This window comes from Dactylosporangium sp. CA-139066 (assembly GCF_050936175.1).
Taxonomy (GTDB): Bacteria; Actinomycetota; Actinomycetes; order Mycobacteriales; family Micromonosporaceae; genus Dactylosporangium.
Genome location: NZ_JBNJNH010000001.1, coordinates 4,744,048 through 4,769,108, shown reverse-complemented (window position 1 = coordinate 4,769,108; position 25,061 = coordinate 4,744,048). Strand labels below are relative to the sequence as shown.

At 74.5% G+C, this 25,061-nt stretch carries 22 protein-coding genes and 1 pseudogene; 16 read left to right on the top strand and 7 right to left on the bottom strand.

Features of this window, described 5'->3' with window-relative positions; all coding sequences use genetic code 11:
• Both ACQEVU_RS21705 and ACQEVU_RS21700 read right to left on the bottom strand, forming a co-directional pair.
• Positions 1 to 921: an ABC transporter permease gene (locus ACQEVU_RS21705; protein ID WP_433326257.1), complete on the bottom strand. Its 921-nt coding sequence runs from the start codon at positions 919 to 921 to the stop codon at positions 1 to 3.
• Positions 922 to 923: 2 nt separating this feature from the next.
• A complete protein-coding gene (locus ACQEVU_RS21700) occupies positions 924 to 2,543 on the bottom strand; it encodes an ABC transporter substrate-binding protein (RefSeq protein ID WP_433326255.1) in 1,620 nt (539 codons plus the stop codon).
• A gap of 150 nt (positions 2,544 to 2,693) precedes the next feature.
• On the opposite strand from ACQEVU_RS21700, the gene ACQEVU_RS21695 reads away from it, so the two are divergent.
• Genes ACQEVU_RS21695 through ACQEVU_RS21665 form a run of 7 tightly spaced genes read left to right on the top strand, consistent with a single transcriptional unit; the run spans position 2,694 to position 8,540 of the window.
• Complete coding sequence (locus ACQEVU_RS21695) at positions 2,694 to 3,416, top strand: glutathione S-transferase C-terminal domain-containing protein (protein ID WP_433326253.1); 723 nt, start codon at positions 2,694 to 2,696, stop codon at positions 3,414 to 3,416.
• On the top strand, positions 3,413 to 4,354 hold the full coding sequence (locus ACQEVU_RS21690; RefSeq protein WP_433326251.1) for an LLM class flavin-dependent oxidoreductase: 942 nt from the start codon (positions 3,413 to 3,415) through the stop codon (positions 4,352 to 4,354). The genes ACQEVU_RS21695 and ACQEVU_RS21690 overlap by 4 nt, the downstream gene beginning before the upstream one ends.
• Positions 4,351 to 5,673, top strand: coding sequence for an NtaA/DmoA family FMN-dependent monooxygenase (locus ACQEVU_RS21685; protein ID WP_433326249.1), 1,323 nt, complete (start codon positions 4,351 to 4,353; stop codon positions 5,671 to 5,673). The genes ACQEVU_RS21690 and ACQEVU_RS21685 overlap by 4 nt, the downstream gene beginning before the upstream one ends.
• Positions 5,670 to 6,716: an LLM class flavin-dependent oxidoreductase gene (locus ACQEVU_RS21680; protein WP_433326247.1), complete on the top strand. Its 1,047-nt coding sequence runs from the start codon at positions 5,670 to 5,672 to the stop codon at positions 6,714 to 6,716. The genes ACQEVU_RS21685 and ACQEVU_RS21680 overlap by 4 nt, the downstream gene beginning before the upstream one ends.
• On the top strand, positions 6,713 to 7,810 hold the full coding sequence (locus ACQEVU_RS21675) for an LLM class flavin-dependent oxidoreductase (RefSeq protein WP_433326245.1): 1,098 nt from the start codon (positions 6,713 to 6,715) through the stop codon (positions 7,808 to 7,810). The genes ACQEVU_RS21680 and ACQEVU_RS21675 overlap by 4 nt, the downstream gene beginning before the upstream one ends.
• Positions 7,807 to 8,301, top strand: a complete 495-nt coding sequence (locus ACQEVU_RS21670) for a flavin reductase family protein (RefSeq protein ID WP_433326243.1) — start codon at positions 7,807 to 7,809, stop codon at positions 8,299 to 8,301. Before ACQEVU_RS21675 ends, ACQEVU_RS21670 begins: the two co-directional genes overlap by 4 nt.
• A gap of 35 nt (positions 8,302 to 8,336) precedes the next feature.
• Positions 8,337 to 8,540, top strand: a complete 204-nt coding sequence (locus ACQEVU_RS21665; protein ID WP_433326241.1) for a hypothetical protein — start codon at positions 8,337 to 8,339, stop codon at positions 8,538 to 8,540.
• A gap of 14 nt (positions 8,541 to 8,554) precedes the next feature.
• Here the strand turns inward: ACQEVU_RS21665 and ACQEVU_RS21660 are convergent, their stop codons facing one another.
• Positions 8,555 to 9,529, bottom strand: coding sequence for a zinc-binding dehydrogenase (locus tag ACQEVU_RS21660; RefSeq protein ID WP_433326239.1), 975 nt, complete (start codon positions 9,527 to 9,529; stop codon positions 8,555 to 8,557).
• 54 nt (positions 9,530 to 9,583) lie between these two features.
• Here ACQEVU_RS21660 and ACQEVU_RS21655 point away from each other — a divergent pair, with 54 nt between their 5' ends.
• The gene (locus tag ACQEVU_RS21655; protein WP_433326237.1) at positions 9,584 to 10,342 is read left to right on the top strand and encodes an AraC family transcriptional regulator; all 759 of its coding nucleotides are present in this window, start codon (positions 9,584 to 9,586) and stop codon (positions 10,340 to 10,342) included.
• A 44-nt stretch (positions 10,343 to 10,386) separates the two neighbouring features.
• Here the strand turns inward: ACQEVU_RS21655 and ACQEVU_RS21650 are convergent, their stop codons facing one another.
• Positions 10,387 to 10,827, bottom strand: coding sequence for a hypothetical protein (locus ACQEVU_RS21650; protein WP_433326235.1), 441 nt, complete (start codon positions 10,825 to 10,827; stop codon positions 10,387 to 10,389).
• A 125-nt stretch (positions 10,828 to 10,952) separates the two neighbouring features.
• On the opposite strand from ACQEVU_RS21650, the pseudogene ACQEVU_RS21645 reads away from it, so the two are divergent.
• Positions 10,953 to 12,476, top strand: a pseudogene (locus ACQEVU_RS21645) (BTAD domain-containing putative transcriptional regulator); the annotation flags it as partial.
• A 1,793-nt stretch (positions 12,477 to 14,269) separates the two neighbouring features.
• On the opposite strand, the gene ACQEVU_RS21640 reads toward ACQEVU_RS21645, so the two are convergent.
• The gene (locus tag ACQEVU_RS21640; protein ID WP_433335026.1) at positions 14,270 to 14,695 is read right to left on the bottom strand and encodes a hypothetical protein; all 426 of its coding nucleotides are present in this window, start codon (positions 14,693 to 14,695) and stop codon (positions 14,270 to 14,272) included.
• On the opposite strand from ACQEVU_RS21640, the gene ACQEVU_RS21635 reads away from it, so the two are divergent.
• The 7 genes from ACQEVU_RS21635 to ACQEVU_RS21605 all read left to right on the top strand — a co-directional run bounded on the left by ACQEVU_RS21635 (position 14,606) and on the right by ACQEVU_RS21605 (position 22,363).
• Entirely contained in the window at positions 14,606 to 14,821 is a 216-nt protein-coding gene (locus tag ACQEVU_RS21635; RefSeq protein WP_433335394.1) for a hypothetical protein, read from the top strand. The two genes, ACQEVU_RS21640 and ACQEVU_RS21635, sit on opposite strands and share 90 nt — an antisense overlap.
• 162 nt (positions 14,822 to 14,983) lie before the next feature.
• The gene (locus tag ACQEVU_RS21630) at positions 14,984 to 15,484 is read left to right on the top strand and encodes a DUF6220 domain-containing protein (protein ID WP_433326233.1); all 501 of its coding nucleotides are present in this window, start codon (positions 14,984 to 14,986) and stop codon (positions 15,482 to 15,484) included.
• Positions 15,481 to 17,313, top strand: coding sequence for a multicopper oxidase family protein (locus ACQEVU_RS21625; RefSeq protein ID WP_433326231.1), 1,833 nt, complete (start codon positions 15,481 to 15,483; stop codon positions 17,311 to 17,313). Before ACQEVU_RS21630 ends, ACQEVU_RS21625 begins: the two co-directional genes overlap by 4 nt.
• 75 nt (positions 17,314 to 17,388) lie before the next feature.
• Positions 17,389 to 19,992 carry an ATP-binding protein gene (locus ACQEVU_RS21620; RefSeq protein WP_433326229.1) on the top strand — a complete coding sequence of 868 codons (2,604 nt, stop codon included), beginning with the start codon at positions 17,389 to 17,391 and terminating at the stop codon, positions 19,990 to 19,992.
• A 49-nt stretch (positions 19,993 to 20,041) separates the two neighbouring features.
• Positions 20,042 to 21,208 carry an FAD-dependent oxidoreductase gene (locus ACQEVU_RS21615; RefSeq protein WP_433326227.1) on the top strand — a complete coding sequence of 389 codons (1,167 nt, stop codon included), beginning with the start codon at positions 20,042 to 20,044 and terminating at the stop codon, positions 21,206 to 21,208.
• Positions 21,205 to 21,744, top strand: coding sequence for an OsmC family protein (locus tag ACQEVU_RS21610; RefSeq protein WP_433326225.1), 540 nt, complete (start codon positions 21,205 to 21,207; stop codon positions 21,742 to 21,744). The genes ACQEVU_RS21615 and ACQEVU_RS21610 overlap by 4 nt, the downstream gene beginning before the upstream one ends.
• A 1-nt stretch (position 21,745) precedes the next feature.
• Positions 21,746 to 22,363: a peroxidase-related enzyme gene (locus ACQEVU_RS21605; RefSeq protein ID WP_433326223.1), complete on the top strand. Its 618-nt coding sequence runs from the start codon at positions 21,746 to 21,748 to the stop codon at positions 22,361 to 22,363.
• Between the two features lie 214 nt (positions 22,364 to 22,577).
• On the opposite strand, the gene ACQEVU_RS21600 is transcribed toward ACQEVU_RS21605, so the two are convergent.
• Positions 22,578 to 23,711, bottom strand: a complete 1,134-nt coding sequence (locus ACQEVU_RS21600) for a GH12 family glycosyl hydrolase domain-containing protein (RefSeq protein ID WP_433326221.1) — start codon at positions 23,709 to 23,711, stop codon at positions 22,578 to 22,580.
• A gap of 217 nt (positions 23,712 to 23,928) precedes the next feature.
• Positions 23,929 to 24,948 carry a LacI family DNA-binding transcriptional regulator gene (locus ACQEVU_RS21595; protein ID WP_433326219.1) on the bottom strand — a complete coding sequence of 340 codons (1,020 nt, stop codon included), beginning with the start codon at positions 24,946 to 24,948 and terminating at the stop codon, positions 23,929 to 23,931.
• Positions 24,949 to 25,061 lie beyond the last annotated feature (113 nt).

Below are 25,061 nucleotides of genomic sequence, written 5' to 3'. Positions count from 1 at the left end.
TCAGGCCTTCCGCAGTCGCGGGTCGATCAGCAGGTACGCGAGGTCGGCGATCGTGCTCAGCGCCACGTAGATGGCCGCCGAGAGCATCACGACCGCGAGGACCACCGGGATGTCCTTGGTCCCGACCGCGTCGGTGGCGACCTGCCCGAGGCCCGGGCGGCCGAAGACGCGCTCGACCACGACGGCGGCGCTGAGCAGGAAGCCGATGAGCGTGCCGGCGAGGGTGACGGCCGGCAGCAGGGCGTGGCGCAGCGCGTGCCGCCACAGCAGCGCCTGCCGGGTCAGGCCCCGGGCCCGGGCGGTGACCGCGAACGGCTCGTCCAGTGCCCGCTCCAGGCCCTCGCGGATGACCTGGCTGAGCAGGCCGCCGAGCGGCAGGGCGAGGGACAGCGCGGGCAGCACGAGCGCGGAGGCGTCCCGGTCGCCGGAGACCGGGAACCAGCCGAGCCGGAACGAGAACACGCTCAGCAGCAGCACGCCGATGAGGAACCCGGGCGCGGAGACGACGGAGAGCTCCAGCGCCGAGACCAGGCCCCGCACGAGGCGGCCCCGCCCGGTGCTGACCAGGGCCAGGCCGACCGCGATGACGACCGTGAAGGCGCTGGCGAGCAGGGTCAGCTTCACCGTCGGCCAGACCTGGCTGGCGATGATGTCGGCGACCGGGCGCTGCAGCACGTAGGAGCGGCCGAAGTCCAGGTGCAGCAGGCGCCACAGGTACGCGACGTACTGCACCACGGCCGGGCGGTCCAGGCCGAGGTCGGCGGCGATCTGGGCGCGGATCTGCGGCGTGTCCGGGCCGTCGCCGACGAGGGTGTCGACGGTGTCGCCCGGTGCCAGGTGCAGCGCGAGGTAGGCCGCGGTGGCGGCGGCCCAGAGGACCACCGCCCCGCTGCCGAGACGTCGCAGGACGGCTCGCCACATCGCTACTTGCCGATCCAGAGGTTGTACGCGCTGCCGGGCACCCCCGCCGTGGGCTCGAAGCCGAGGCCGCCGACCTTCTTCTGCGCGGCGATCTGGTCGGCCGGGGCGTAGAGCGGCAGCAGCGTCGCGTTGTCGGTCAGCGCGCGCTGCACGGCCACGTAGGCGTCCTTGCGCTTGGCGGTGTCGGTGGTGGCCGCCGCGGCGGCGATCTGGGCCTCCAGGTCGGCGCTGGTGAAGCCGTGCCGGTTGATCGGCGCCCCCTTGGGCACGATGAGGGCGAGCGCGGCGCCGGCGTCGGTGTCGGCGCGGGAGTTGTCGAAGACCTCGAACTCGTTCTTGTTCAGCGCGTCGGTCGCGGTGCCCTGGTCGACCACCTTGACCTGCAGGTCGATGCCGGCGCTCTGCTTGACCGCGGCCTGTACGCCCTGGGCCAGGATGTCGCGCTTGTCGCGCACGAACGGCGCGGAGAGCACGATGCGCACGGTGAGCCGCCTGCCGTCCCTGGTGCGGAAGCCCTCGCTGTCCTTTGTGGACCATCCGGCCTGGTCGAGCAGCTGGTTGGCCTCGGCCGGGTTGTTGCCGAAGGTCTTCTCGAGCGAGGGGTCGTAGTACGGGCCGGACGGGCTGAGGATGCTCCACGCCCTCGTGGCCGTCCCGCGGTACACCCCCTGCAGCACCGCATCGACGTCCACCGCGTCGCGGAAGGCCTTGCGGACCCGGATGTCGTCGAACGGCGCGCGGGTCTGGTTGAAGTAGTAGTTGTACGCCGTGCCGCTGTTGAGGTGCTGCGCGAACTGCAGGCCGGGATCGGCCTTGACGAGGCTCTGCTCGGTGGCGGGGACGCCCTCGATGACGTCGACCTGGCCGGAGGTCAGCGCGCCGACGCGCACCGAGGACTCCTTGAGGAACCGGTAGGTGATCTCGTCGAGGTAGGCCGGGCCCTGGTGCCCGGCGTTGGCCGGCGCCCAATTGTAGCCCGGGTTCTTCTTGTAGTGCACCTCCTGGCCCTTGGTGTAGCGGTCCAGGATGAAGGGGCCGGTGCCGACGACGTCGGGGCCGCCGGCCTTGAGGTTGGGGCTCTTGAGCGACTTCGGCGAGATCTGCGCGCCCTGCGGCGAGGCGAAGAAGTCGAGGATCAGCACGTCGGGCCGCTTGAGGTGCACGGCGATGGTGGCGGGGTCGACGACCTGCGCGTCCTTGAAGTTCTTCAGCTGGGTCGAGGTCACGCCGGGGGCGTAGCCGGGGACGAACAGCTGGTCGAGGTTGGCCTTCACCGCGGCGGCGTCGAACTTCTCGCCGTCGTGGAAGGTGACGTCGTCGCGGAGCTTGAAGGTGTACGTCAGCCCGTCCGCCGACACGTCGTAGGAGCGCGCCAGCCAGGGCAGGTAGCCGCCCTTGTCGTCGTGGGTGAGCAGCGCCTCGAAGCTGTTCCAGACCAGCAGCCGGGCCTTGGCCTGTGCGTACTGGTGGGGGTTGAAGGTGATCGGCTCGGTCTCGACGGCCCAGGTGAGCGAGCCGCCCTGGACCGGGGCCCCGGCGCCGGCGGCCGGGTCGGCGGCGGCACCGCCGCAGCCGGCGAGTAACAGGCCGGCGGCGACGGCTACGGCAGCGAATCTACGCATGGGGGGACCTCGAAGTTTGTGGGGTTCGGTTCCGTCAGTGCAGCAGCGCCCGTCGACGGGCGTCAACGAACCGAGGTCAGCGTCACGAACCCCTAGCCTAAACCATATCTTGCACGTAGGATTAGTCGGCATTTAGCTCCGGAGGTTCACATGCCGACCCTGGCCAGCCCCGTCGACACCGCGACACACGGGGACTACCGCATCGTCAACCCGAATCCCCTGTACCGGTTCACCGGCCGCATCGAGCACGCCGCCGCCGGCCGGTATCACATCTACGCGGGCTGGTTCTGCCCGTGGTCGCACCGCGTCACCATCGCCCGGGAGCTCGCCGGCCTGCACGACGCCGTCAGTGTGTCCTATGTGGACAGCGAGCGGGACGGCCGCGGCTGGGCCTTCCGCGAGCGCTACGGCCCCGATCCGGTCAACGGGTTCGCACTGCTGCGCGAGGCGTACGAGAAGACCGAGCCCGGCTTCGACGGCCACATCTGCGTGCCGACGCTGTGGGACCGCTCGACCGGCGCCGTGCTGAGCAACGACTACCGCACGATCGGCATCGACCTCGCCACCCGCTTCGGCGACGTCGCCACGCCGGTCGTGCCGACCTATCCCGAGCCGCTGCGCGAGCAGATCGAGGCGCTGACCGGCTGGATCGCGCCGGGCGTCGCGCTCGAGCCCCGTCTGGCCGAGTTCGAGGAGCGCGTCGCGGGCCGGCCGTACCTCGTCGGCGACGGCATCACCGAGGCCGACATCCGGCTGTACGTCGCGCTGATCCGCCACGGCGGGCTGGACGCGTACCCGAACCTGCAGGCCTACGCGCGGCACCTCTACACCGTGCCGGCGTTCCGCGACACCACGGAGGTCTTCGCCGTATGAGCCCCGAGCTGCACATCGCCGTCGCGCTCGACGGCGCCGGGTCGCACCCCGACGCCTGGCGCGCCCCGGGCGCCCGCCCGGCGGAGCTGTTCACGCCGGCGTACTGGCTGTCGCTGGTCCGCGAGGCCGAGCGCGGCCGCCTCGACTTCGTCACCATCGAGGACTCCTACAACATCACCGGCCACGCCGGCCGGGTCCAGGGCCGCCTCGAGGCGCTGCTCATCGCGGCCCGCATCGCGCCGGTGACGAAGGGCATCGGGATCGTGCCCGCGGTCGCCGTCGCCGCCACCGAACCGTTCCACGTCTCCACCCAGGTCGCCACGCTGGACTACCTCAGCCGCGGCCGGGCGGGCTGGCAGGTGCTGCCCGGCGAGGCCCTCGACGAGGCGGCCGACCACGTCGAGGTGGTCCGGCGGCTCTGGGACAGCTGGGAGGACGACGCCGTCATCCGCGACGTCGGCACCGGCCGGTTCATCGACCGCGACAAGCTGCACTACGTCGACTTCACGGGCCGCCACTTCAGCGTCCGCGGGCCGTCCATCACGCCGCGCCCGCCGCAGGGCCAGCCGCTGGTGGCCACCGTCGCGTCCGGCCCGGTCGCCGCGGCGGACGTCGTCTTCGTCGACTCCCCCGCATCGGCCGCCGCGGTCCGCGCCGACGCGCCCGCCGCGAAGATCTTCGTGGACGTCGCCGTGTCATCCGACGACGGCCCGCCGCAGCGGCTCGCCGACCGGCTGCTCGACTGGCGCGACGCCGGCGTCGACGGCTTCCGGCTGCACCCCGGCGTGCTGGCCGCCGACCTCACCGCGATCGTCGACGGGCTGCTGCCGATCCTGCGCGAGCGCGGGGCGTTCCGGCGGGAGTACACGGCCACCACCCTGCGCGGGCACCTCGGCCTGCACCGGCCCGCCAACCGCTACGCGAAGGCCACCGCATGAAGCAGATCATCCTCGCCGCCCACTTCCCCGGCGTGAACAACACCACGGTGTGGAGCGACCCGGCGGCCGGCAGCCAGATCGAGTTCGAGTCGTTCGAGCGCCTCGCCCGCACGGCCGAGCGCGGCCGCTTCGACTTCTTCTTCCTCGCCGAGGGCCTGCGGCTGCGCGAGCAGCGCGGGCGCATCCACGACCTCGACGTCGTCGGCCGGCCCGACAACGTGACCGTCCTGGGCGGCCTCGCCGCGGTGACCACCCATCTCGGCCTCACCGGCACCGTCAACTCGACGTTCAACGAGCCGGTCGACCTCGCCCGCCGCATCGCCACGCTCGACCATCTCTCCGGCGGCCGCGCCGGCTGGAACGTCGTCACCTCGTGGGACGCGTTCACCGGCGAGAACTTCCGCCGCGGCGGCTACCTCGACCGCGCCGACCGGTACTCCCGCGCCGAGGAGGTCCTGCAGACCGTTCGCGAGCTGTGGGACGCCTGGGACGCCGACGAGCTCGTCGCCGACCCGGCCGCCGGCCGCTTCACCCGGCACGACTGGCCCGGCGCGTACGCCCACAGGGGGCGCCACGTCGACATCGAGGGCCACTTCCCGGTGCCGCGCAGCCCGCAGGGCCGCCCGATCATCCTGCAGGCCGGCGACTCCGAGCAGGGCCGGGAGTTCGCCGCCCGGTCCGCCGACGCGATCTTCTCCCGGCACGGCACCCTCGAGGCCGGCAAGGCCTTCTACGCCGACGTCAAGGGCCGCCTGGCCGCCTACGGCCGCCGCCCCGACGAGCTGAAGATCCTGCCGGCCAGCACGTTCGTCCTCGGCGACAGCGAGGCCGACGCCCAGGAGCGGGCCCACCACATCCGCCGCCAGCAGGTCAGCCCGCAGACGGCGATCCTGCTGCTGGAGCAGCTGTGGAACAAGGACCTCAGCGACCTCGACCCGGAGGGCCCGCTGCCGCCGTTCGACCCGGTGCTCGACGACGACACGATCATCAAGGGCCGGGCCGGGATGTACCCCGACCGGCTCGCCACCGCCGCGCAGTGGCGGGCGATCGCCGAGGAGCGCAAGCTCGGCATCCGCGACCTCATCATCGAGGTCACCGGCCGGCAGACGTTCATCGGCACCCCGCAGCGCGTGGCGGCGACGCTGCACGAGTTCGTGCAGAGCGACGCGGCCGACGGGTTCATCCTCGTGCCGCACGTCGTCCCCGGCGGCCTCGACGAGTTCGTCGACACGGTCGTGCCGCTGCTGCAGGAACGCGGCGCCCTGCGCACCGAGTACACCACCACGACCCTGCGCGGGCACCTGGGGCTGGCGGCATGAAGTTCCTGGCGATCACCCTCATCGTCCACGACCGCCGCAAGCCGCCGCGCGAGCGCCTGCGCGAGGTCGTCGACAACGCCATCCTCGCCGAGCAGCTGGGCTTCGACGGCTTCGGCGTCGGCGAGCGCCACGAGCGGCCGTTCATCTCCTCCTCGCCGCCGGTGGTGCTCAGCCACATCGCGGCCCGCACCAGCCACATCCGGCTGTTCACCGCGGTGACCACGCTCAGCCTGCTCGACCCGGTCCGCGCGTTCGAGGACTACTCCACCCTGGACAACCTGTCCGGCGGCCGGCTGGAGCTCATCGTCGGCAAGGGCAACGGCGCCGCCCAGGCGCAGCTGTTCCACGTCACCGCCGAGGACCAGTGGGACCGCAACCGCGAGGGCTACGAGCTGTTCGTGCGACTGTGGCGGGAGGAGCGGGTCACCTGGTCGGGCCGCTTCCGCCCGTCGCTGACCGACGCCGAGGCCCTGCCCCGGCCGCTGCAGCCGGACATCCGCATCTGGCACGGCAGCGCCACCAGCAAGGCATCGGTGGAGCTCGCCGCCCTGCACGGCGACCCGCTGTTCTCCGCCAACGTCACCAACCCGGTCGAGCCCTACGCCGAGCTGGTCGCGCACTACCGCGAGCGGCTCGCGTTCCACGGCTACCCGCCGGAGCGGGCGCTGGTCGGCGCCGGCAGCGCGGGCCTCTACGTGGCGCGCACGTCGCAGGAGGCGGTCGAGACGTACCGCCCGGTCTACAACGCCCGGCTGGAGACCTTCCGCCGCGTCGGCGTCGAGCCGGTCTTCACCTCCTTCGAGGACGCGATCGAGCGCAGCTCGATCCTCGTCGGCAGCCCGCAGCAGGTCATCGACAAGGTCCACCGCTACCACGAGCGGCTCGGCCACGAGGTGATGCACGTCCAGGCCGACGCCGACGGGCTCACCGACAAGCAGCACCACGCCTCCCTGGAGCTGTTCCAGGCCGAGGTCGCCCCGGTCCTGCGCCGCTCGATCCCCAGCCGGCCGTTCCCCGCACCACCGGAGGTCGCCACGCCATGACCGTGCCGCTGTCCATCCTGGACCTCTCCCCGATCCCCTCCGGCGCCGACGCCGGCACGGCGCTGCGCAACTCGATCGACCTGGCCCGGCGGGCTGAGTCGTTCGGGTACCACCGCTACTGGGTGGCCGAGCACCACTTCGCCGACGGCGTCGCCGGCGCGGCCCCGGCCGTGCTCATCGGCCTCATCGCCGCGGCCACCGACCGCATCCGGGTCGGCTCCGGCGCCGTCCAGGTCGGCCACCACACCGCGCTGTCCATTGTGGAGTCCTTCGGCCTGCTCGACGCCGTCTACCCGGGCCGCATCGACCTCGGCCTCGGCCGCTCCGGCGGCGCCTCCTCCGGCCGGGGCGCGCCGGCGGCCGCTCCGGCCAGGTTCGTCGACGGCCTGCTCATCCCGCCCCCGTTCGACTTCTCCAAGCTGGCGGCGTCGCCGCGGTGGGCGTCGCGGGCCGGGCTGCTGCAGCAGCCGGGCGCGGTGACGCCGGACTTCGCCGAGGTCGTCGCCGACATCGCCGCGCTCATCGCCGGCACCTACACCCGCGACGGCTACGACGTGCACGCCACGCCCGGCGAGGGCGCCGGCGTGCAGCTGTGGATCCTGGGCAGCAGCGCCGGGCAGAGCGCCACGGTGGCCGGCGAGCGGGGCCTGCCGTTCGCCGCCAACTACCACGTCAGCCCGGCCACGGTCCTGCAGGCCGTCGAGGCCTACCGGGCCGCGTTCCGCCCGTCGCCGGTCCTCGACCGCCCGCACGTGCTCGTCTCGGCCGACGTCGTCGTCGCCCCGACCGACGAGGAGGCGGCCCGGCTGGCCGCGGGCTACGGCCTGTGGGTGCGCAGCATCCGCACGGGCCGCGGCGCGATCCCGTTCCCGACGCCCGAGCAGGCCGCGGCCGCGTCGTGGACGCCCGAGGACCGGGCCCTGGTCCAGGACCGCCTGGACACCCAGTTCGCCGGTACCCCGGAGTCGGTCGCCGACCGCCTGCGCACCCTGCAGCGGGTCACCGGCGCCGACGAGCTGCTCGTCACCACCATCACCCACGACCACGCCGACCGCGTCCGGTCGTTCGAACTGCTGGCGAAGGAGTGGTCATGACCGCGCCGACGGCCCTGTCCCCCGCCGACCTGCGCCGCGTCTTCGGCGCCTTCCCCACCGGCGTCACGGCGGTGGCCGCGCTGGTCGACGGCGCCGCCGTCGGCCTCGCGGCCAGCTCGTTCACGTCGGTGTCGCTCGACCCGCCGCTGGTGTCGGTCTGCATCGCCCGGACCTCCACCACCTGGCCGGTCCTGCGCCGCGCCCGCCGGCTGGGCGTGAGCGTGCTGAGCGCCGACCAGGAGCACCTGGGCCGCCAGCTGTCCCGGCGCGGCGCCGACCGCTTCGCCGGCGCGACGTGGCGCGCCAGCAACGGCGGCGAGATCCTCCTCAACGGGGCGTGCGCCTGGCTGGACTGCACGATCTACGACGAGTACCCGGCCGGCGACCACACGATCGTCCTGCTGCAGGTGCAGGACCTCGACGCGGACCAGGCCACGGCGCCGCTGGTCTTCCACCGCAGCTCGTTCGGACGCCTGCAGGCGGCCGCCTGACCCTGATCCTTGCATCGGCCTGCAACAATCGGTTCATGTCGACGGGGGACGACACACCGCAGGCCCGACGGAGGCGCACGGCGGTGCTGGCCGCACTGCTGGCGGCCGGTTGCGGTGTGCTGGCCGCCTGGCACTGGCTGGGCTGGATGATCGGGGCGCTGCTGTTCGCGAAGGTCGTGGGCGTCTCCGCCCTGCTGTCGGCCGACGGGAAGCCCGACGAGGAGCACGCCGCGATGTAGGCCGGCGCGAGCGGCTACGGCACCAGGACGAGCTTTCCGGTGGCCTCGTCGCCCTCCATGTACCGGTGGGCGGCGACGATGTCGTCCAGGCCGAACACCCGGTCGATGTTGGGCCGGTAGGCGCCGGCCTCGACCGCGTGGACGACGCGCTGCAGCACGGCCGCGCCCGCCGCGCCCTTCATGGTGTCGCTGTGGAACGCCGTGAGCCTGGTCCCGGACGGGATCATCGCGATGGGCTCGAAGTCCGCGACCGCCCACCCGCTGAGCGAGCCGGCCACGCACACCGTCCCGCCGGCGCGGACGAGGCGCAGGGAGTCGAGCACGGTCCTCGCCCCGACGAGCTCGAGGACGTAGTCGGGTCCCTCGGGCCAGAGCGCGCGCACGTCGTCGCCGCCGTCGAGCAGGACGTGGCCGACGCCCAGCGCGGCCAGCGCGCCGGCCTTGCGCCGCTGCCTTGTCGTGGCCGCGGTCTCGACGCCGAGGCCGGCCGCGATCGACGCGGCCGCCATCCCGACCGACGACGTCCCGCCGCGGATGAGCAGCCGCCCGCCCGGCGCGATGCCCAGCGTGTCCAGGGCGCCCTGCGCGGTCAGGTAGGTCTCGGGCAGCGCGGCCAGGACGGGCCAGGGCAGCACGGTGGCGACCGGCATGAGCAGCGCGTTGGGTAGCAGCGCGAACTGTGCGTAGCCGCCGTCGAAGGCCCGGCCCATCTCCCCCATCACCGCCGCCACGGTCGTGCCCTCCGGCAGCCCGGCATCGGTGGAGACGGCCACGGTGCCGACGCACTCGATCCCGAGCACCCGCGGGAACGTCACCGCCGGGGAATGTCCCTGCCGGGTCCGCAGCTCGGATCGGTTCAGGCCAGCGCCCCGGACCCGCACGAGGCTCCAGCCGTCGCGGACCGCCGGCACCGGCACGTCACGGACCTGCAGCACCTCCGGGCCGCCGGCCCCGACACAGACCACCGCTCGCATCGTCGCATCGCTCATACAGGCCACTGTGGTCGGCGGCGTCGTGGCGGACCACCGATAGAATGCCAGGTTATGCCGATCGGCCGCCATTCCCCGACGTCGCGTCTCTGGCCGGGCGGCGGCGCGCATCTGTGGCCGTCGGGGGGAACGAGCGAGGCGCAGGTCCACCCGCGCGGGCATCTGGTGTACGCGGCCCGGGGCGTGCTGTCGGTGCACACGAAAGACGGCACCTCGATCGTTCCGGCGAACCGGGTCGGATGGACGCCGGCCGGGTTCACCCACTACCACCGCGCCCACGGCGACACCGACATGCGCATCGTGTTCCTGCCGGCCGCCCTGGCCCGGCTGGTTCCGGCCCGGCCGGCCGTGTTCGGAGTCTCCGGCCTCGCCCGCGAGATCCTGCTGGCCCTCACCGAGCCGCCCCACGACGCCCGCGACCGGGCCGCGACCGCCCGCCTGCGCCGGGTCCTCGTCGACGAGCTCCGCGAGGCCCGCGAGCAGCCGCTGCGGCTGCCGGAGCCGCGCGACGACCGGCTGCGGGCGGTGGCGCGCAGGCTGTACGAGAACCCCGGCGACACCACGCCGCTGGCCGGCCTCGGCCGCTCGATCGGCGCCAGCCCGCGGACGCTGAGCCGGCTGTTCCACGACGAGCTCGGCATGACGTTCTACGAGTGGCGCACGCAGCTGCGCATCTACCACGCCCTGGTGCTGCTCGCCGACGGTCACGACACCACCCACGTCGCGCACGCCTGCGGCTGGGCCAACCCCAGCGGGTTCATCGCCGCCTTCTCCGGCGTCATCGGCACCACGCCGGGCCGCTACCGACTGTGAGGCCTCCGCCTCCGTGCCCTCGCCGTCGGGTCCCCGGGCTTAGGTCAAGCGGCGGGAGACGCCGACTTCGCGGTGCGCACAAACCGCGTGGCGGCGACCACGCCGACCAGCGCCAGCGACCCTACGAGGACGACCTGGTAGGCACGCTGCCCGGCGGTGAGCCGCTCGTCGGCGTACCCGCCGTCGAAGAAGCCCGAGATCACGCTGACGAACAGCGCCGCGGCGACGAGCCCGGAGCCGGTCAGCGCGAGGGCGCGGCGGCGTGTTCCGGCGCACAGGGCCAGCAGGAGCTGGCCGGCGATCATCGGGATCGGAATGGACAGCCGCCCCGCCGGGCCCATGGCGTCGAGCAGGCTTGGGCTGAGCCCGCTCGCCACCGAGATGACGCCGCCGAGCACGGAGATCACGGCGAGGGCAAGGACCCCGTAGAGCACGGAGCGGCTCGGCGGGATCGCCGCCCGGGGTGGCTGGGTGACAGTGGTCATGGCTGGCTCCGGATCTCGGGAGGGGTCGTCGGTGGTGCGCCTTCGAGGGGACTCCCGGCCGCTTGGATTCGGCTTGAATCCGACTGCATGATCGTTGCGCCGGCTCGCGGCCGTATCCTCGGCAAGTGCGTGTGGCGGTCCTGGGGCCGGCGGAGGTCCTCGACGACGGCGTTCCGGTCGACGCCGGCTCGCCGAAGCAGCGTGCGATCCTCGCCGCCCTGGTGCTGCACCGGCCCCGGGCTGTCGCCGTCGACGCGCTGGTCGACCTTGTCTGGGGTGACGACCCGCCGCCCTCGCCGCTGAGCTCGCTGCACGGCTACGTCGCCGGCCTGCGCCGGGTCGTGGAGCCGCGGCGGGCGCCGCGCGAGCGGGCGGCGGTGCTGGTGACCATGGCGCCCGGTTATGCGCTGCGGCTGCCCGACGACGACGTCGACGTGACCCGGTTCGCAGCGGCCGTCGACGACGTGCACCGCCGGCTGGTGGTCTGCGACGGTTCGGCGCTTCCGGCGGTGCCGCCGGAAGCCGGCCCGGCGGACCTGGCCGGCATGTCGATGCGCCTGAGGGAGGCGCTCGGCCTGTGGCGCGGGACGCCGTTCCACGAACTCGAGGAGGCCGACGCGGCGGCCGCCGAGCGGGCCCGGCTGGAGGAGCTGCGGCTGATCGCGGTCGAGGACCTCGCGCTGCTCCGGCTGGAGTCAGCCGAGCACGCGACCGTCGCCGCCGAGCTGACGGCCTTCGCGCAGCGGCACCCGCTGCGGGAACGGCTGTGGGCGCTGCGCGCACTCGCCCTGGCCCGCTCGGGCCGGCAGGCCGACGCCCTGGAGGCACTGCAGGCGATCCGTCGTGCGCTCGGCGAGGAGCTGGGGGTGGACCCGGGGCCGCAGCTGCGGGCCGTGGAACTGGCGATCCTCCGGCAGGACCCGGCGGCGGCCCGAAGTCGACGGCCGGCGGCCGCGCCCGTTTCGGCCGCGGCGGCGTCTGCCGCGGTCGCGCCGGCCGCGGTCGCGCCAGCCGCGGTCGCGCCAGCCGCGGTCGCGCCAGCCGCGGTCGCGCCAGCCGGTGATGGGGCGCCGGAGGCCGGGCCGCCCGTCGCGTCGGCGGACCCGAGCGCCTGGCCGCTCGTCGGCCGGGACGCGGAGCTGGCCACGCTGATCGAGCTGCTCGGTCCGGCTCGCGAAGGCCGTACCCGCTGGGCGTCGCTCGTCGGCGAGCCCGGCATCGGCAAGTCACGGCTCGTCGCCGAGCTGGCCCGGCACGCGGCCGGCGACGGATTTGCCGTGCTCGTGGGGCGCTGCTCCGACGACGAGGGCGCGCCGCCGTTCTGGCCGTGGGCGGGCGGGCTGCGCGCCCTGCCGGCCGTGCTCGGCGACGACGCCCTGCGTGCGCTGGCCGGTGCCGACGCTGACCGGCTCGCGGCCCTGCTGCCCGCACTGGCCGGCCCCGGCCGGCGCGCACCGGTGGCGCAGGACGGCGCCGAGGCAGCGTCGGCCGACGCGGAGCGGTTCCGGATCTCCGACGCCGTCGCCCGGCTGCTCGCCGCCGCGGCCGAGCGCCGGCCGCTGCTCGTCGTGCTTGAGGACCTGCACTGGGCCGACGCCTCGTCGCTGCGCCTGCTGCACCACCTCGCCGGTCATCTCACGGACGCGCGGGTGCTCATCGTCGTGACCTGGCGGCCCCGTCCGGAACCGGCCGGCGTGCTGGCCGAGGTGGTGGCCGGGCTGGGCCGGCGGCACGCGCTGCGGCTCGACCTGGCCGGCCTGCGCGCCGCCGGCGTCGCCGAGCTCGCGCGGGCGGTGACGGGCGAGGCGCCGGCCGCAGCGCGGGTGGAGTCGTTGCACGAGCGTACCGACGGCAACCCGTTCTTCCTGGTTGAGCTGCTGCGCCTGCCCGGCGCCGCGGACATCCCGGCGGCCGTCACCGACGTCGTCGCCCGGCGGGTGGCCCGCCTGCCCGAGGTGACCCGGGAGTTGCTGCGGACCGCGGCCGTCATCGGCCGGCAGTACGACGTGGATCTGCTCGCGGCCGCGACCGCTCACGATGCGGACACGGTGCTCGACGCCCTCGACCCGGCCCTCGCGGACGGGGTCGTGCTGGAGGAGGCGACGCCGGGCGCGTTCCGGTTCGCGCATGCCCTGGTCCGCGACGTCGTGTACCGCGGGCAGACCGCCACCCGCCGGACTCGGCGCCACGCCGCCGTCGCGGCCGCGCTGCGCGAGGACGGCGACGAGCGGCTCCTGGAGGCGGCCCGGCACTGGCTCGCGGCCGGACCCGCCCACGCCGGGACCGCGTGGCGGACGGCCGCCCGGGCGGCCCGGCAGGCGCGCTCGATCCACGGCTACGAGGAGGCCGCCGCGCTGCTCGCGGCGGCCCGGACCGCCCAGGCGCAGGACCGGTCGTGCGATCCGGCGGACCGGTACGACCTGCTGATGGCCCACGCCGAGGCCGGCCGCTGGATCGGTGACCGCGACACACAGCTCGAGGCGCTGGGTCACGCCCGCCGGGTGGCCGAGGAGCTCGGCGACGTCGACCGGCTCGCCCGCGCCGCGGTCGGCTCCGCCGACGGCTCGGTGTGGACCGTGCGGGACCGCGGCGTCGTCGACCAGCCGGCGGTCGCCGCGCTGCGCCGAGTACTGCGGGAGCTGCCGGCCGGCGACAGTGACCTGCGGTGCCGGGCCCTGCTGACCCTGGCCGGCGAGCTGCACTATGCCGACGCGCCACGGGAACGCGACGCCCTCGCCGAGGAGGGGCTCGCCATGGCCCGGCGGATCGGCGACCTGGAGCTGATCGTGTGGGCGGCGGCGACCGCGTTTGTCGCCACCTGGCAGGCGACCAATGCCGAGCAGCGGTGGCGCCGGGTCGATGCGGCGCTCGCGCGGTGCGAGGAGCGCTCCGGTGGTGATGCCGCCCGCACCCACCTGCTCACGTTCCGGGCGATCGCCGGGATGGAGACGGGCCGCATCGCGCAGATGTGGCGGGACGTCGCCGAGGCGAGGGCCGGCGCCGAGCGGCTGCGCCTGCTGTACCCGCTGGTGGTCCTCAACGGTCTCGAGCTGCCCTGGCGGGCGATGCAGGGCCGCTTCGCCGAGGCCGAGGAGCTGATCGCCGAGGCGGACGCCCTGTCCGCGCGCACCGCGCTGCCCGCCCGTGCGTACTTCGGCCTGTCCTCGCTGTTCGTGCGCATCTGGCAGGGCAGGGCCGGCGAGTTTCTGCCGATGGCCCGCACGATGTACGAGGCGGCGCCGGCGCTCTCCGTCGCCTTCTACCTGCTCGTCCTGGTCCGGGCTGGGCGCCACGACGAGGCCGCCGCGGTGCTGGAGCGCAGCGGGTGGGTGCCGGACGGCGGGTCGTGGGCGGCGACGTCCGACCTGGCCATCGGCGCGCACGTCGCCTACGCGGCGCGACGGCCGCAGTTCGCCGCCGAGGTGTACGAGCGGCTGGCGCCCTACGCGGGCCGGCCCGCCACGGCGGGCTCCAGCGGTGCGCTCGGTCCCGTCGACGCGTTCCTCGCCCTCGCCGCCGCGACCGCCGGGGAGCCTGCCACGGCCGCCCGCCACGCCGACGACGCGGCCGCCCTCGCCGCGGCGTGGGGCCTGCCCCTGGTGACCGAGTGGCTGGCGGCGCTGCGTGCCGACGGCGGATTCTGATCAGTCCGCGTAGCGGAAGACCCGGTCAATCCGCGTAGCGGAAGACCCGGCGTTCCCATGGCGTCGAGCACGCTCGCCCCCGCCGCGCCCGCCCCGCCCCGCAGCGCGGGCCAGATCCCCGCGTCCTCGCCGGCGTGGTGGTCGTGCAGGACGTGGCGGAACAGGCCCCATCGGCGGGCCAGCGCGCGCCACACCACCCGGTCGTCGACCGGCGTGCGGATCACGGCTGCCGCGAAACGGTGCAGGTCTCGGCGCAACGCCCAGTGCATGACCAACATGCCGGTCAGATCGAGCGGGCCGGCCGGCGCCGCCGCCTGACCGGGAAGGCGCAGCTGGTCGACGGCCGGTGAGCTGGTACTGCGAGTCATGCCCCGCAGCCTGCGCACCGCCGCTTGACGCGCACTGGGAGGCGGCTGGGATCGGCCTCCCGTGCACGCCCAGTGCGTGCCAAGGGCGGGCTCGCACAGTGACGGCACCGCTGGTCAGAACCTCTCTCAGACTGGAGCAAGACGGTGCGCAACGTATATCTGGGCATGAGCGGCCTGGTGCTGCTCGCGGTGCTGGCCCAGTTCTATTTCGCCGCGTTCGGCGCGTTCTCGATCCCGCGCGACCACGCGTCCTTCGAGATGCATTCCGTGAACGGCGTCATCGTGATCCCGTTCGCGTCGCTGCTCACCACGGCCGTCGCCGCGGCGGCCCGCGTGCCCGGCCGGCTGGTCGGGCTCGCGGCCGCCCCGTTCGGGTTGGTGGTCGTGCAGATCCTGATCTTCGTGCTGGTGCACCTCGTCACCGAGATGACCATGGAGCAGAGCACGCCCGGCGCCCAGTGGATCCTCGGCTTCCACGCGCTCAACGGACTCGCGATCGTGTCCGTCGCCGTGCTGGGCGTGGTGCGGGCCCGCAGGTTCGTGCGCACCGCACCGCCGCGAACCAGGAGGTCCGCGGCCCGGCCCGGCACAGCGGGGGAAGCCTCGGGCGCGTCCGGGAAGGCGCTGAGCGAGGTGGCGGTGTGACCGCCCGGCTCATCGACCTGGAGGTGCTCGCCGGCGCCCTGTCGGCGGCGGCCTGGCTCGCCGCGGCGGGCTGCGTCGCGGCCCGGCGCCGCCGCTCGGCCGCCGCGCTCGCCGCCGTCGCGGTCCTTGCGTTCCTCGCCCGGATCGGCCTCGTCGCGGCGCTCGGCCGGGCCGGCTGGTGGTTCGTCGAGGAGAAGCTGACGGTGACGCTGCCGCTGGCGGCGGTGACCGCGGTCGCGGCCGGCGCTGCGGCGCTCACGGCGCGCCGGTGGACGGCGCTCGCGCTCGCCGTCGCCGGGTACGCCGCGGCCGCCGGGCCGGTCCTCGCCCTGTTCGCCGGATATCCGCCCGGCTGGGGTACCGGGCTGGTCACGGCCGGCGCGGTCGGGCTGGCCGGCGTCGTCACCCGGCGGGCGGCGGGCCACCGCTCGCGCCGGGCGCCGTTGGTGTGGCTGCTGGCGCTGGCGCCGGTCGTGCTCGGCGCCGCCGTTGCCGTCCCGCCGCCGGCGTCCGCCGACGACGGCGGGCACGGCGTGCCGGTGAGCTCGGTGCGCGGACCGGATCCCGGGACCGCCGCGGCGTCCGGGATTCCGGTCCGCCGGTTCACGCTCACCGCTCGGACCGCGACGGTCACGCTCGGCTCCGGCCGGCGCGTCGAGGCGTGGACCTTCGACGGCCGGGTTCCTGGGCCGGCCCTCGAGGTGACGCAGGGTGACCTTGTCGTTGTGACGCTGCGCAACGCCGACATCGCGGCCGGGGTCACGCTGCACTGGCACGGCTACGACGTGCCGGCCGGCGAGGACGGGGTCGCGGGCATGACCCAGGAGGCGGTCCGGCCGGGCGAGTCCTTCGAGTACCGGTTCCGCGCCGACCAGACGGGCACGTACTGGTACCACACCCATGAGGCGTCCGACCGCGCGGTCCGGCTGGGGCTGTACGGCACGCTGGTCGTCCGGCCGCGCGCCGCCGCCGGCGGGGCCGACCTCACGCTGCCGCTGCACACGTTCGGCACCGTCCTCGCTGTCGGCGACCGCGACCTGCCCGTCACGCACTTCGTGGCGCCGGGCACGCCGGTGCGGCTGCGGGTGGTCAACACCGACGACGGTCCGCACCGGCTCACGCTCACCGCGCCGTTCCGGCTGGTGGCCGTCGACGGCACCGACCTCAACGGGCCTGGCGTCCTGGAGCGGGTGGCGATCAGGCTGCCCGCGGGCGCCCGCGCCGATGTTGCGATCACTGCGGGTGTGACGCCGGTGGCGCTGCAGGTCGACGACGGCCGGGCCACGGTCCGGCTCGCGCCCGCCGCAGACACGCCCGCCCCGCCGCCGGTCGGCACCGCGGCCTGGCCGACGCTCGACCAGACCCGCTACGGAACGCCGGCCCCGACGCCGCTGGACGCGCAGAGCCGGTTCGACCGGCGGTTCACGATGGTGCTCGACCGGGGCGTGACCCTGGCGGACGGCCTGCCGAAGTACGCCTTCACCGTCAACGGCCGCGCCTACCCGTACGTCACCACGCAGACCGTCCGCGCCGGAGACCTCGTGCACCTCACGATCGTCAACCGCGGCCGGGACACGCACCCGATGCACCTGCACGGCCACCACGTGCTGGCACTGCGGTACAACGGCCGCCCCTTCACCGGAAGTCCACTGTGGATGGACACGTTCGACGTCCAGCCCGGCGAGGTGTGGGAGGTCGGCCTGCGGGCCGACAACCCGGGCGTGTGGATGAACCACTGCCACAACCTCAAACACGCCGCCAAGGGCATGGCCGTGCACCTCGCCTACGCGGGCTATCACCCGGCGTCCCACCACGCGCACGGCGCTTGACGCCGACCCAGCCGGACCGGGGCCGGCGCAGGCATCCGACAGCGACCGGGGCGGTGCCGCTCGTACGATCACCGGATGGAGTTGTGGGAGCGGTCCGCGGCGCTCGACCTGCTCGACGACCTCTTGCGTCGCAGCGGCGACGGCGGGCGTGTCGCGGTCGTGTCCGGCGAGGCCGGCCTCGGCAAGTCCGCTCTGGTCGCCGAGTTCGCCCGGCGCTGCGGAAGCCGGGCCCGGATCCTGTGGGGCGCGTGCGACCGGCTGGTCACCCCGCGGGTGCTCGGCCCGCTGCAGGACATCGGCGCTCAGACGGGCGGCATCCTCGCCGCCCGCCTGAGCGCCGGCGCCCCGCAGGGCGAGGTGTTCGCCGCGTTCCTCGACGAGCTGTCGGGACCGCGGCAGCGGGTGCGTCCCGTCGTCGTGGTCGAGGACGCGCACTGGGCCGACGAGGCGACCCTGGACTGGCTGGTGTTCCTCGGCCGGCGCATCGACCGCGTCGCGGCGCTGCTCGTGCTGACGTACCGCACCGACGAGCTGGGCCTGGAGCACCCGCTGCGCGGCGCGCTCGCCGCCCTGCCGAGCCGGGCCGTGGACCGGATTGCGCTGACCTCGCTGTCCGAGGCGACCGTCGCCGAGCAGGCGCGCCGGGCCGGCCGCGACCCTTCGGTGGTGTACCGGCTCACCGGCGGCAACCCGCTGCTCGTCACGGAGCTGCTCAAGACCGACCTGCTCGACGGCGACGCCGTCCCCGCCGCGGTGCAGGACCTCATCCTCGACCGGATGCGCGCGCTGCCGGCGCCCGCCCGGGAGCTGGCGCAGCTGGTGTCCGTGGTGCCGACCCGCGCCGACGCGGCGCTCGTCGCGGACGCGCCCGACCTGGTCGACGCGGCGATCGAGGGCGGGGTCCTGGTGCCGTCCGGCGACGGCGTGGCGTTCCGGCACGAGCTGCTGCGCGGCGCCGTCGAGGACGCGCTGTCGCCCGCCCGGCGGGCCGCGCTGCACCGGCGGGTGCTGGCGGTCCTGGCCCGGGTGGCCGGGGTCGACCCGGGCCGGCTGGTCCACCACGCCGTGCACGCCGGCGACAGCGGGGCGGTGCTGCGCTACGGGCAGGTCGCCGGCGCCGGCGCCGCGCGTCAGGGCGCCCACCGCGAGGCCGCCGCGCACTACCGCGCCGCCGTCGGGCATGCCGCGCAGCTCGCCCCGGCCGAGCGGGCCGCGTTGCTGGAGGAGTACGCCGAGCAGGCCTACCTCGCCGGCCTGCACGACGAGGGCCTGCGCGCCCGCCACGCCGCGCTCGCGCTGCGTGAAGGCCTGGACCAGCCGGAGCGGGTGGGTGAGAACCTGCGCTGGATCTCCCGGCTGGCCTGGTGGACCGGCGACGCCGCGCTGGCCCGGCAGGCGGCCAACCGGGCGGTGACCGTCCTGGAAGGGCACGACGAGCAGCTGCTCGCGACGGCGTACGGGAACCTGGCGCACCTCTACTGCCTCACGTACGAGCTCGACGACGCCGTCGCCTGGGGCGAGCGCGCCCGCGACCTCGCCGAACGGCTCGGCGACCTCGACACCGCGCTCTACGCCACGATCAGCGTCAACACGGCCCGGCTCGCCCTGGACGCCCCCGGTGCGCGGGAGGCCCTGGAGACCGCGCACCGCACCGCCGCCGCGCACGGCTTCGCCGCGCACGCCTCCCGCGCCCTGGGCAACATCGCCGGCGTCCTCGCCGACGAGCTGGCCCGATACGCCGATGCGGCGGCGGCCGTGGAACCGGCCTGCGCGTACACGGTCGCGCAGAACCTCGACGGCTACGCCCTGTTCGCGCTCGGAATCCGGACCCGGATCCGGTTCGAGCGCGCGGACTGGGACGGTGCGCTCGCCGACGCCGACGAGATCATCGCCCGCAGCGGCCGGGTCGGCGTCAACGCCGTGCTGCCGCTCGCCATGAAGGGCCGCATCCTGGCCGCGCGCGGGCACCCCGACGCGCTGTCCACATTGGACGCCGGGCTGCGGGAGGCGCTGCGCGTCAACGCCGTCCAGTTCGTTGCGCCCGTCGCCGACGGCCGCTCGGAGTACTTCCTGCTGGCCGGCGAACCGCAGCGCGCCCAGCAGGAGGCGCTACGCGGGCTGGAGCTCGCCGGGACCGTCGTCGGCCAGCCGTTCGTCACCGGCCGGCTCGCCTACCGGTACCGGCGCGCCGGCGGCCGCGGCCCGCTGCCGGACGGCATCGCCCGCCCGTACCAGCTGATGATCGACGGCGAATGGCAACAGGCCGCCGACGAGTGGCAGCGCCGCGGCGCGACCTACCTGCGGGCCGAGGCGCTGTCCGCCGGGGACGAGCCGGCCGCGCTCGAGGCGCTGCGCCTCTACGACGAGCTCGGCGCGGTCCTGCCCGCCGACCGCCTGCGGGCGGATCTGCGCCGGCGTGGTGTGGCCAAGGTGCCGCGCGGTCCGCGCCGGGCGACCGCCGAGCACGCCGCCGGGCTGACCCCGCGCCAGGCCGACGTCCTCGAGCTGCTCGTCGAGGGCCTGTCCAATGCCGAGATCGCCGCCCGGCTCACGCTGTCGGCGAAGACCGTCGACCACCACATCTCGGCGGTGCTGGCCAAGCTCGGCGTAGCCAACCGCGCCCAGGCCGTCGCCGCCGCCCATCGCCGCAATCTGGGTGGTGCCGGGGAGCCAAGTTAGGGGGCGCTCCCCATTCGGCACACGGCGGGCGAACCTACCGTTCGATCCCGTGAACGTATTACACGACGTCGTCATTGTCGGTGGCCGGGCCGCCGGGGCGGCCACCGCGCTGCTGCTGGCCCGGCTGGGCCACGACGTGGTCGTCGTCGACCGGGCGACGTTCCCGTCCGACACCATCTCGACGCACCAGCTGGCCCGGCCCGGCATCGTCCAGCTGGACCGCTGGGGCCTGCTCGACACGGTACTGGCGAGCGGGGCGCCCGCCATCCGGCAGGTGACCTTCAGCGCCGCCGGCGCGTCCGTCACCCGCACCATCAAGCACAAGGCCGGCGTCGACCTGCTCGCCGCGCCGCGCCGGAGCGTGCTGGACACGATCGTCCTCGACGCGGCCGCCCGGGCCGGCGCCCGGGCCGTCACCGGCGTCACGGTCGACGGCGTCCGGTTCGACGGCACCGGCCGCGCCTGCGGCGTCGTCGGGCGGGGGGCGTCGGGTGCCCCGGTGTCGATCGCCGCGCGCTACGTCGTCGGCGCCGACGGCCTGCGGTCCGTCATCGCCCGGTCCGTCACCGCCGAGGTGATCGAGGACCGCGGCGATCAGGGCGCGGCGCAGTACGCCTACTACGGCGGGCTGCCCTGGCACGGCATCGAGCTCGTCGCGGCCGACCGGGCTCTGGCCGGCGTCTTCCCGACCAACGGCGGCGAGGCCTGCATCTGGGTGACGACGCCCACCGAGGACGCGCGGGCGCAGCGGCGCGCGGCCCCGTCGCGGGCCGCCGCCTTCGAAGCGCTCCTGCGGCGGGCGGCGCCCGAGCTCGCGGACCGGCTGGCCGGTGGCCGGCGGACGTCCCCGGTCGCCGGCATGCTGCGCCACCCCAACATCCTGCGCCGCGCTCACGGCCCGGGCTGGGCCCTCGTCGGCGACGCCGGCTACCACCGCGACGCCGTCACCGGCCACGGGCTCAGCGACGCCTACCGCGACGCGGAACTGCTCGCCGACGCCCTCGACCGGGCGCTGCGCGGCGGCGGCGACGGCGAGCTCGCCGAGTATCAGCGGCGACGCGACCGCGCCCTGCGCGAAGTCTTCGACCTGACGTGCGCCCTGGCGGCCTACCCGCCGGTCGCCGACTTCGTCGAACTGCAAAAGCAGCTCTCCCACGCCCTCGACGTCGAGGCGGAGGAGCTGGTGTCCCTACCACTTGTCAGGAGTTCACGATGACCAACGGCGTCGACACCGCCACCCTGTTCGCCACCATCGACGCGGTCAAGGCCGCTCCCGAGGCGGCCCGATTCCAGTTCCGCGCCGCCAACAGCTGGGTCAGCGGCACCCACAACCGCAGCACCATCCACGGCTACTTCGGCGTCGGGGAGGAGCGCACCCACGAGCGCAGCTTCACCTTCGACGCCGACCACCCGGCCGTGCTCGTCGGCAAGGACAACGGCCCGACCCCGGTCGAGTACGTGCTGCACGCCCTCGCCGCCTGCCTGACCGCCGGCATCGCCAACATCGCGGCCGCCCGCGGGGTCACCCTCACCTCGGTGCGTTCGGAGGTCGCCGGCGACATCGACCTCAACGGCATCCTCGGCCTCGACCCGGGTGTGCGCAACGGGTACCAGAACATCGCGGTCCGGTTCATGATCGAGGGCGACGCCCCGGCCGACACGCTGCGGCAGATCGTCGAGCAGTCGACGGCTCGCTCGGCCGTGTTCGACGTCCTCGCCAACCCCGTGCCGGTTACGGTCACGGTCGGCTGAAATGTCCTACCTGGACCCACCGGAGGAGGCGCTGGCGGGCGAGGACGTCGCCCGCCAGTTCGCCGCCGACCGCGCCCGCCACGGGTACGTCGCCAACTACACGCGGGTGTTCGCGCTGCGCCCGGCCGTGCTGGACGCCTGGGCGGGGCTCAACGTCGCCATCAAGTCCGGGATGCAGCACCGGCGGTACGAGCTGGCCACCCTGGCGGCGGCCCGGCGCCTGCGGTCGAGCTACTGCGCGCTGGCCCACGGCACGCTGCTGCGGCAGCGGTACTTCGACGCGGCGACCCTGCACCGCGTCGCCCTCGACCACCACGACGCCGGCCTGGACCCGGTGGACGTGGCGGTGATGGACTTCGCGGAGAAGGTCGCCGGCAACCCGACCGCCGTCACCGCCGCCGACGTGGAGACGCTTCGCCGCCACGGCCTGAGCGACACGGAGATCTTCGACGTGGCGCTGACCGCCGCGGCGCGCTGCTTCTTCAGTACCGTCGTCGACGCCGTCGGCGCCGAACCGGACGCGGAATACCGCTCGTCGCTGGAGCCGGAGCTTCGGCAGGCGCTGACGGTCGGCCGGGCGATCGCCACGGCCGGGCACCCGAACGGGGCACCCGCATGAGCGCCCGGGCCGCCGATCCGTCCACCGCCGCAGGACCGGTCGCGGACGACCGCGGAGGCGGACACGGAGGCAGCGAACGGCCCCGGCGGTGGGCCGGCCCATGCTGCCACTGAGGGCTGCGCGGATCAGGTGACGGCGCGACGCGGCGACGTCGCCCTGCACGGACGCCCCACGCCGGCCACCCCCATGGGCGGCCGGCGTGGGGCCGGCCCGTTCAGCCGTTGGAGCAGGCGGTGCCGTTCAGCCGGAACGAGGTGGGGTTGCTGTCGTTGGAGTTCCAGGTTCCCTGGAAACCGAAGGACGTGTTGCCGCCGGGTGGGATCTGGGCGTTGTATCCGACGTTGGTGGCGGTCACCGCCGAGCCGCTCTGGCTGACCGTGGCGCTCCACGCGTTCGTGATGTGCTGATCGCCGGGGAACGAGAAGCCCAGCGACCAGCCGTTGATCGGGCTCGTGCCGGTGTTGGTCACGGTGACGTTTCCGGTGAAGCCGCCGGGCCACTCCGACTTCGTGTAGCTGACCCGGCAGCTTGCGCCGCCCGTCCCGCCGCCGGTGGAACTCGGGCTGGGCGAGCCGGTGCTGCCGCCGCCGATGCTGTACGAGAAGTTGTTGACGGCCAGGCCGGTGCCGTTGACCCAGGGCTCGAAGCCGGCCTGGACGCTGGTGATGTACCAGGAGTTCTGGGCGTAGCCGCGGTTGACCATGTCCCGGTAGAAGGGTGACACGTTGAAGCTGATCGACGAGGTCGGGCTCTGCCGGACGTAGGACACGACGTTCCAGCCGTAGTTGCCGTACCAGACGTCCCAGTTCGCGCCCGCGATGTTGACCGTGCCGACCTGTGAGCCGGCGGCGTGCACGGACCCGGTCTTGTTGAGCCAGACCATCAGCTCGGCGCCGGTGTTCTGGCCGTCGGTGCGCGGGGTCGGGTCGAACCAGACGTCGTAGGAGGCGTCGTACACGCTGCCGTTGTTGGGGTACGACATGCTGACGCTCGTGGCGATGGTGGCGAACCGGCTGTCGCTCACCGCGAGCGGCAGGCCGCTGCCCGAGGTGCAGTTGCCGTAGTGGCATCCGGCGTACACCGAGGGATAGGCCGCCGGCGCGCCGTTCTGCGGCAGGTTGTGGACCGCGGAGGTGACCGCGAAGCCGGTGTTCGTGACGTTGATGCACTGGGTCGTGTCGTCGCCCCAGACGTTGTTCTGCACGATGTACCGGCCGCCCTGGATGGACGTCGACCCGTACTTGGTGCAGATCTGGGTGTCGGCGCCGGCCGGCGCCGCCACCGCGACGGCGACGGCCCCGCCGACCGCGAGCAGTGTCGCGGCGGCGGCGACGGACAGTCGTTTCATGGAAATCCTCCGATGCGGACGGTGAGCGAGGTGGAACCGCTTCCAGATCTGTCACCGTTCGACCGGAGAGATCCGCAGGTGATAAGCTATGGAAGCGCTTCCAACAGTCTCGGGCCGTGAGCGCGCTGCGGGCGCAATGACGAGGCGGGCCGGGGCGCGGTCCGTCAGATGCGGCGAGGTGGGAGCGTGTGCGTGCGCGCGGCCGGAGCTGAAAGTTTCAGGCCGATTCCCGCACCACCAGGCGCGTGGGCAGGATGAGCGGGTTGGGCTGCTGGCCGGACAGCAGCGCCGTGAGCATCCGGGCCATCTCCTCGCCCAGCGCGCGGACCGGCTGGTGCACCGTGGTCAGCGGCGGGTCCGTGCGGGTCGCGATCTCGAGGTCGTCGAAGCCGACGACGGCCACGTCGTCGGGCACCCGGCGCCCGCGCTCGCGCAGCACGCGCATGGCGCCCGCCGCCATGTTGTCGTTGGCGACGAACACCGCGTCGAGGTCGGCCCGGGCGTCCAGCAGGGCCGTCATCGCCGCGGCGCCGCCGGTGACGGTGAAGTCGCCGGCCGCCACGGCGGGCGGGGTCAGCCCGGCGGCGGCCATCGCATCGCGGTAGCCGCGCTCCCGGGCCTCACTGACCTCGGTGTCGGGCAGGCCGGTGACGACGGCGACGCGGGTCCGCCCGAGCCCGATCAGGTAATCGGTGGCCTTCCGGGCCCCGCCGTGGTTGTCCGCGTCGACGAACCATCTGGGTTCGCCGCGCAGCGGCCGGCCGCCGTAGACGGTGGGCAGGCCGGACCGCTCCACGATGTGCACGAGCGGATCGTCGCCGCGCAGCGCGACGAGCAGGACGCCGTCGACCGCGCGCGTGCCGAGGAGGCCCTTGAACCGCGCATGCGAGCGGGCCGACGCCGCCAGGCACAGCAGCAGGTGCAGGTCGGTCTCCTCCAGCACCGCCGAGATGCCGACGATGACGTGGGCGAAGAACGGATCGGCGAAGAGGGCGGGGTCGTCGCCGGAGACGGCCAGCGCGATCACGCCGCTCTTGCGGGTGGCCAGCGCGCGGGCGCTGCGGCTGGGGGCGTAGCCGAGATCCCGGATGGCCTTCTCGACGGCCTCCCGCTTGGCCCGGCTCACGTGCGGCGCATTGTTGATCACCCGTGAGGCCGCGGTCATCGACACACCGGCGCGCGCGGCGACCTCGGCGAGTGTGGGCCGCCGACGGGATGGCCCCGCCGTCGTTGCCATGCCTCGTCCCTTCGCCGGCACCCGTTCGCACCACGAACGGTGCACCGACAAGAGTACGAGGCGGGCCCGGGCACGGCTCAGCCCGCATCCGCATGCGTGTGTCCGGCGCCGGT

Coding starts and splice junctions, on each gene's coding strand:
- ACQEVU_RS21620 (WP_433326229.1), top strand. CDS start 17,389: ATGGAGTTGTGGGAGCGGTCCGCGGCGCTCGACCTGCTCGACGACCTC.
- ACQEVU_RS21605 (WP_433326223.1), top strand. CDS start 21,746: ATGTCCTACCTGGACCCACCGGAGGAGGCGCTGGCGGGCGAGGACGTC.
- ACQEVU_RS21695 (WP_433326253.1), top strand. CDS start 2,694: ATGCCGACCCTGGCCAGCCCCGTCGACACCGCGACACACGGGGACTAC.
- ACQEVU_RS21660 (WP_433326239.1), bottom strand. CDS start 9,529: ATGAGCGATGCGACGATGCGAGCGGTGGTCTGTGTCGGGGCCGGCGGC.
- ACQEVU_RS21610 (WP_433326225.1), top strand. CDS start 21,205: ATGACCAACGGCGTCGACACCGCCACCCTGTTCGCCACCATCGACGCG.
- ACQEVU_RS21700 (WP_433326255.1), bottom strand. CDS start 2,543: ATGCGTAGATTCGCTGCCGTAGCCGTCGCCGCCGGCCTGTTACTCGCC.
- ACQEVU_RS21650 (WP_433326235.1), bottom strand. CDS start 10,827: ATGACCACTGTCACCCAGCCACCCCGGGCGGCGATCCCGCCGAGCCGC.
- ACQEVU_RS21680 (WP_433326247.1), top strand. CDS start 5,670: ATGAAGTTCCTGGCGATCACCCTCATCGTCCACGACCGCCGCAAGCCG.
- ACQEVU_RS21670 (WP_433326243.1), top strand. CDS start 7,807: ATGACCGCGCCGACGGCCCTGTCCCCCGCCGACCTGCGCCGCGTCTTC.
- ACQEVU_RS21600 (WP_433326221.1), bottom strand. CDS start 23,711: ATGAAACGACTGTCCGTCGCCGCCGCCGCGACACTGCTCGCGGTCGGC.
- ACQEVU_RS21690 (WP_433326251.1), top strand. CDS start 3,413: ATGAGCCCCGAGCTGCACATCGCCGTCGCGCTCGACGGCGCCGGGTCG.
- ACQEVU_RS21655 (WP_433326237.1), top strand. CDS start 9,584: ATGCCGATCGGCCGCCATTCCCCGACGTCGCGTCTCTGGCCGGGCGGC.
- ACQEVU_RS21705 (WP_433326257.1), bottom strand. CDS start 921: ATGTGGCGAGCCGTCCTGCGACGTCTCGGCAGCGGGGCGGTGGTCCTC.
- ACQEVU_RS21675 (WP_433326245.1), top strand. CDS start 6,713: ATGACCGTGCCGCTGTCCATCCTGGACCTCTCCCCGATCCCCTCCGGC.
- ACQEVU_RS21595 (WP_433326219.1), bottom strand. CDS start 24,948: ATGGCAACGACGGCGGGGCCATCCCGTCGGCGGCCCACACTCGCCGAG.
- ACQEVU_RS21685 (WP_433326249.1), top strand. CDS start 4,351: ATGAAGCAGATCATCCTCGCCGCCCACTTCCCCGGCGTGAACAACACC.
- ACQEVU_RS21665 (WP_433326241.1), top strand. CDS start 8,337: ATGTCGACGGGGGACGACACACCGCAGGCCCGACGGAGGCGCACGGCG.